Here is a 6,222-nt window from a genome sequence, read left to right as displayed (position 1 = left end):
CAAAGCCCAGCTCACACGAGCTGGGCTTTATGCATTGTGCTGTTGAACGGCGACACGGAAGCCTCCCCCAAAGGGAGGCTTTTTTTATGGATTTTCGCCTGGTGGCCTCAGCGTTGGTTGGGCGGGAAGCGGATGGTGAAGCTAGCGCCTTGTCCTAGCGCGCTGTCCAGCCGGATGTCGCCTTTCAGGATGGTGTGCACGATGTTGTGCACCATGGCCAGCCCCAGTCCCAAGCCGCTTTGTCCCATTTGCGTGGTGAAGAAGGGGTCGAACACCTTGTGTTGCAGCTCCGGCTCGATGCCCTTGCCGTTGTCTGAATAGCAGAGCAGCAGGGCATCTTCCTGCGCTTGCAGCCGGATGTCGATATGGCCGCGATCATGCCCGTCAAAGCCGTGGGCGAGGCTGTTGGCGATCAAGTGGGACAGGAGTTGCTCTAAAGCGCCTGGATAATTCTCGATTTGCAGATCTTGCGGCGCTTCCAGCGTCAGTCGGATGTCCGGATAGTGCTCCGGCGGCAGCAAGGCTCGCGTTAGTTGGGCGAGGGTTTGAGCGGGCTTGAAGGCGCGCTTGGGCTGCGTGAGTTGATCGGAGGCGATCAGCTTGAAGCGGCCGATCAGGTCGCCGGCCAGCTCGCTGTTTCTTTGTAGCAGTTCGCTGGTTTCGACTGTCTTGCGCAGAAAATCTTGCAGATTGCCGCGCGAGAGCTGTTTGGCTTCATCGGCTTGAATGATGGACTGGAGGTCTGCGTGCAAGACCGAGGCGCTGAGCAGGATATTTCCTATCGGGGTGTTCAATTCGTGCGCCATGCCGGCGACCATGCGGGCGAGCGCAGTCTGTTTTTCCGCGATGCTGATTTGCTGCATGGCTTGCTTGAGCTCGGCGCTGCGCTTGGCGACGCGTTCTTCCAGGTGGCTGTTGAGTTGCTGCAGCTCGGATTCCGCCTGCTTGCGCCGGCTGATGTCGGAGTAGGTGCCTATCATGCGCGAGGGCCGTCCCTGCTCGTCGCGGCCCACCACCATGCCGCGGCTCAGCAGCCATATCCAGCCGTCTTGCGCGCGGAAACGGTGTTCCGAGGTGAAAGACCCTTCCGGCTGGCGCAGGTAGCGCTGGATCGCGGCCTCGACCTCGGGCAGGTCGTCGGGGTGAATGCCGGTTTGCCACAGCTTGAACGCCTCGCTGTCCCGCTCGTCCAGTCCCAGCAGTTGTCGGCAGCGGGAGGACAGAAAGACGGTGTCGCCGGCGATATTCCAGTCCCAGACGCCGTCGCCGGCGCCTTCCAGCGCGAAATGCCAGCGCTCCTCGCTTTCACGCAGCGCCTGCAGCGCTTTTTGCTCTCCGGCTCGCAAAGATTCGAACTCCCGCCTGACCCGCTCGGCCTCGTCCGCGCGCAGGATGGCGTCTTCCTGTTCCCTGGCCTGATCGTGATACACCTGGTGCAGATCGCGCTCCACCATAGCGCGGAATTGGCCGAGCAATTGTTTGTGGGTCTGGCTATAGGGGTTTTCGGCCCGGTCGAGCACGCAAATGGTGCCGAACACGTCCTGATTGGGCCAGATCAGCGGCATGCCCAGGTAGGAAATCATGCCCAGCTTGATGTCGGGGTTGTGATCCCAGTCCGGGTCTTTCAAGGCGTTGGGCACCAGCAGCTCTCTGCGGCTGCTCATCACGGTCTCGCAATACAGGCCGGTGTCGAGGTCGGCCAGTTCGTCTTCTTCGTAGGGGTTGCCTTGGCTATGGCTGGAGAGGAAGACCTTGATGCGCGGAGCCTGCTTTTGCATGATCAGCGCGGCGGGGATGTCGACGATTTTGGCCAGCAGATCCAGCACCTGCTGCCACTTTTCCGACAGATCGCGGCTGATGCTCAGGTTTTGGGTGTCGATCTTGATGGCCGGCATCGGGGGCTCCATGTTTTGCTAAGCGTTTTCATCTTTTTAGCATATGGGCCGATGCCGGCGGGGAACGGCGGCGTTTTAGCGCGCCTTGAACCGTTTACAGCATCAGGTTGAGCATGCGGTCGATGCGCACGCGGCTCAGACGGGTCAGCAGCTTCTTGATTTGCTCGGGATAGGTGCGCACGTCTTCCAGTTCGCGGTAGTGCAGCAGCTGCCGGCTGTGGCGCAGGATGTTTTCCTGTTCCTGTTGGTTCTGGTGCTTGAGTTCGGCCTTGGGGTCGCTGATCAGCAAGGCGTTTTCCATGTCCAGGCGGAAGGCGCGCGGATTGAGGTTGTTGCCGGTCAGCAGCATGTGGCGCTGGTCGCTGAACATGCCTTTGAGGTGATAGGTGTTGTCCCCGTCCTTCCACTGGTGCACGCGCAACTGGCCGGTGCCGATGTAATGGCGTTGGCGCTTGGCGAAGCGGCGCAAATTCATTTCGTAGAGATAGGGCAGCGCGCCGATGACGCGGAAGGGCTCGCTGGGCGGAATGTAGAAGTCGTTGGCGGTCTTGTCGCCGACGACGATGTCGATCTGCACGCCGCGGCGCAGCGCCTTGCTGATGGCGAGCACTACCGGCCGCGGAAAGTTGAAATAGGGGGTGCAGATGAACAGCGAGCTGCGGGTGTTGGCAATCAGTTCCAGAATCACCCGGTTGAGCGCGTTGCCCTTGCCGATGCCGACAATCGGGCTGACGCTGAGCTCGTCTTCTGCGCCGGCCTGGTTTTCAATCCGGTATTGGCTATGGCTGATCTTGTCGCGGAAGACGCGGATTTCCTTGCGGATGCTGCGGGTGGCCGGCGCCGGCTTATCGAGCCGGAAGACGGCGGGGTCGTTGAAGAACTGCTCGTGCATATAGTCGGCCATGACGTCCGCCAGCGCCTGGTTGCGGATCAGGTGGTAGCGGTCGAAACGGTATTTGTCCAGCTTGTGCAAGTAGACGTTGTTGATGCTGGCGCCGCTGTACAGCACCTGGTCGTCGACAATCAGGCCTTTGAGGTGCAGCACGCCGAACAACTCGCGGGTTTGCACCGGAATGCCGTAGACGGGCACGTCAACGCTGTGCCGCAGCGCCTGGGTCCGATACCAGGAGGCGTTGCAGCTGTCCTGGCTCTCGCCGATGCGCCCGCGCTGGGCGCGGTGCCAGTCCACCATCACGCGGATGTCCAGCTGGGGCTGGCGTTGTTTGGCGGCGAACAGCGCGTCCAGCACTTCCTGACCGGCCTCGTCGTGCTCCAGATAGAGCGCGGCGATATAAATGCGGTGCCGGGCCTGCGCGATCGCTTCCAGCAGGCTAAGACGGAAGTCGGCGGTCTGGTGCAGGGTGGTGATGGCGTCGGCTTGCAGGCGAAGCTTGGGCAGCTGGGCCAGCAACGATCTTTTTAGCAGAAATGCCATGTAAGCGTTGGGTTTGACGTTTAATCGTGGAATCGTAGCATCGTTTTCGCCTCTTGGGGGAGTCCGCGCCTGCGCAATCCTTGCGCCAGCGCAGTTCCGGACGAAGTCGGGCCTTTGCCGGGCCGGCGATAGAGTCCATGGCAAGGCGGGGCGAAATGTGCAAAAATTCGTTCAACTAGATGAATTGCAGGTTTTCCAATGCTGGACCGGGACGGATACCGCCCCAATGTCGGAATCATCCTCATCAACGGCAAAAATGAGGTGTTCTGGGGCAAGCGAGTGCGAGAGCATTCCTGGCAGTTTCCGCAAGGCGGAATCAAGCCAGGCGAAAGTCCGGAAGCCGCGATGTATCGCGAGCTGCTGGAAGAGGTGGGTTTGCTGCCGCAACATGTGAAAATACTGGGACGCACCCGCGACTGGATGCGCTACGAGGTGCCCACCAATTGGGTGCGTCGGGAGTGGCGCGGCAGTTACAAGGGGCAGAAGCAGATTTGGTTTCTGCTGAAGCTGGTGGGGCGCGAGTGCGATGTCTGCCTGCGCGCCAGCAGCCACCCGGAGTTTGACGGCTGGCGCTGGAACGAATACTGGGCGCCGGTGGACGCGGTGATCGAGTTCAAGCGCGAGGTGTACGAGCGCGCGTTGGCCGAGTTGTCGCGCTTCCTGCGCGGGGTGGAGAGTCGGGAGGCCTATCTGGCCCGGCTTGGCCGCGCCCAGGAGCCGCATTGACGCGCCGCCGGGCGGCGGCGTCTGCGCGCGCGGCCTCGAAGCGACACGGCGGGCCTGGCCCGCTGTCTTTTTTTGCGCCGCGGCCGTGGCCGCGGCGTTTGGCGTAATTTGCTGAGCAACAAGATTCAAACATGACGCAACAATACGATGAGTCGTCGGTACGGGTGCTGAAAGGCTTGGAGCCGGTCAAGGAACGGCCGGGGATGTATACCCGCACCACCGACCCCACCCATATTTGCCAGGAAGTGATAGACAACGCCGCCGACGAGGCGCTGGGCGGCTTTGCGCGCAAGATCGCGGTGACGGTGCATCAGGACGGCTCGCTGTCGGTGGAAGACGACGGCCGCGGCATTCCGGTCGGCCTGCATCCGCAAGAAGGCGTGCCGGTGCTGGAACTGGTGTTCACCCGCTTGCACGCCGGCGGCAAATTCAACAAGAAGGACGGCGGCGCCTACGCCTTCTCCGGCGGTTTGCACGGCGTCGGCGTATCGGTGACCAATGCGCTGTCCACCCGGCTGGAGGTGGAGGTCAAGCGCGAGGGCGGCGTGCACCGCCTGGTGTTTTCCGGCGGCGACGTCATCGAGCCGCTGGCTCGGGTGGCGGATTGCGGCCCGCGCACCAGCGGCACCCGGGTCAGGGTGTGGCCGGACGGCAAGTATTTTGAAAGCCCGCGCTACTCCTTGCCGGAGTTGGAGCGTCTGCTGCGCGCCAAGGCGGTGTTGCTGCCCGGCGTGGCGGTCACCCTGGTGGTGGAGCGCCCCAGCGGCGACGAAGTCAAGGTTTGGCAGTACCCGGAGGGCTTGAAGAGCTATCTGGCGGAACTGTGCAACGGCGACGAGCCGGTGGCGCCCTTGTTCGCCGGCGAAGCCTATATCGGCGACGATCACGAGCAGTTCGCCAAGGGCGAAGGCGCGCAGTGGGCCATGGCCTGGTTCGAAGACGGCGCCAGCGGCGAAAGCTACGTCAACCTGATTCCGACCCCGGTGGGCGGCACTCACGAGGCCGGCTTGCGCGCCGGCGTGTTCGACGCGGTGAAGAGCTTCATCGACCACCACAATCTGTTGCCGCGCGGCGTCAAGCTGATGGCCGAGGATGTGTGGAGCCGCGTGCGCTTCGTATTGTCCGCCCGCGTGCTGGACCCGCAGTTTCAGGGGCAGACCAAGGACAAGCTGACCAGCCGCGACGCCTTGAAGCTGATTTCCGGCCTGGCGCGCGATCCGGTGGAGTTGTGGCTGAACCAGAACGTGGAGTCCGGCAAGAAAATCGCCGAGCTGGCGATACGCCAGGCGCAGTCGCGCTTGAAGTCGGTGAAGAAGGTGGAAAAGAAAAAAGGCTCCGGCGTGGCGGTACTGCCCGGCAAGCTGACCGATTGCGAGAGCGAGGATATCGATCGCAACGAGCTGTTCCTGGTGGAGGGCGATTCCGCCGGCGGTTCCGCCAAGTTGGCGCGCGACAAGGAATACCAGGCCATCCTGCCCTTGCGCGGCAAGGTGCTCAACAGCTGGGAAACCGACAAGGATCAGCTGTTTTCCAATGCCGAGATTCACGACATCTCGGTGGCCATCGGCGTGGATCCGCACGGCCCTAACGACCGTCCTGACCTGTCCGGCCAGCGTTACGGCAAGATCGCCATCCTGTCCGACGCCGACGTGGACGGTTCCCACATCCAGGTGCTGTTGCTGACGCTGTTCTTCCGCCATTTCCCGCGCTTGATCGAAAACGGCAACATCTACGTGGCCCAGCCGCCGCTGTTCCGCGTGGACGTGCCGGGGCAGGGCAAGCATCGTCCTCCGCGCAAGCTGTACGCGCTGGACGAAGGCGAGATGACGGCCATTCTGGACCGGCTGCGCAGCGAAGGCGTGCGAGAAAACGCCTGGAGCATTTCCCGCTTCAAGGGCCTGGGCGAGATGAACCCGGAGCAGTTGAAGGACACTACGATGAACCCGGACACCCGCCGGCTGTCGCAGGTGCGGGTGCGCGTCGGCGAACTGGAGCAGACCCTGTCCACTTTCGTCATGCTGATGGGCAAGGGCGAGGCCTCCAGCCGCCGCAGCTGGATGGAGGCCAACGGCAACGCGGTCGAGGCCGACATCTGAGCGGCCGCGCCGGCGGTTCCGCTTGACGGAAAGCCCCTGCGAGCCTTGCTTGCGGGGGCTTTTTCATTGC

The 6,222-nt window shown here is 62.6% G+C and carries 4 protein-coding genes; 2 read left to right on the top strand and 2 right to left on the bottom strand.

Going from position 1 to position 6,222, the window contains the following annotated elements:
• Positions 1–107 precede the first annotated feature (107 nt).
• The gene (locus ACODRW_RS18145; RefSeq protein ID WP_488906360.1) at positions 108–1,895 is read right to left on the bottom strand and encodes a GAF domain-containing sensor histidine kinase; all 1,788 of its coding nucleotides are present in this window, start codon (positions 1,893–1,895) and stop codon (positions 108–110) included.
• A gap of 94 nt (positions 1,896–1,989) precedes the next feature.
• Positions 1,990–3,330, bottom strand: a complete 1,341-nt coding sequence (gene pssA / locus ACODRW_RS18140) for a CDP-diacylglycerol--serine O-phosphatidyltransferase (protein ID WP_488906359.1) — start codon at positions 3,328–3,330, stop codon at positions 1,990–1,992.
• A gap of 198 nt (positions 3,331–3,528) precedes the next feature.
• Here pssA and ACODRW_RS18135 point away from each other — a divergent pair, with 198 nt between their 5' ends.
• Together ACODRW_RS18135 and parE are read left to right on the top strand one after the other, a co-directional pair.
• Positions 3,529–4,056, top strand: coding sequence for an RNA pyrophosphohydrolase (locus ACODRW_RS18135; RefSeq protein WP_019103838.1), 528 nt, complete (start codon positions 3,529–3,531; stop codon positions 4,054–4,056).
• Between the two features lie 131 nt (positions 4,057–4,187).
• Positions 4,188–6,152 carry a DNA topoisomerase IV subunit B gene (gene parE, locus ACODRW_RS18130; RefSeq protein WP_107800332.1) on the top strand — a complete coding sequence of 655 codons (1,965 nt, stop codon included), beginning with the start codon at positions 4,188–4,190 and terminating at the stop codon, positions 6,150–6,152.
• Positions 6,153–6,222: the final 70 nt, after the last annotated feature.

Source organism: Chromobacterium sp. FG89 (assembly GCF_057808735.1).
This window is presented reverse-complemented; position numbering and strand designations above follow the sequence as displayed.

What these genes read in the sequence shown, in the direction of transcription:
- parE (WP_107800332.1), top strand. Translation starts at nt 4,188, where the DNA reads ATGACGCAACAATACGATGAGTCGTCGGTACGGGTGCTGAAAGGCTTG.
- ACODRW_RS18145 (WP_488906360.1), bottom strand. Translation starts at nt 1,895, where the DNA reads ATGCCGGCCATCAAGATCGACACCCAAAACCTGAGCATCAGCCGCGAT.
- ACODRW_RS18135 (WP_019103838.1), top strand. Translation starts at nt 3,529, where the DNA reads ATGCTGGACCGGGACGGATACCGCCCCAATGTCGGAATCATCCTCATC.
- pssA (WP_488906359.1), bottom strand. Translation starts at nt 3,330, where the DNA reads ATGGCATTTCTGCTAAAAAGATCGTTGCTGGCCCAGCTGCCCAAGCTT.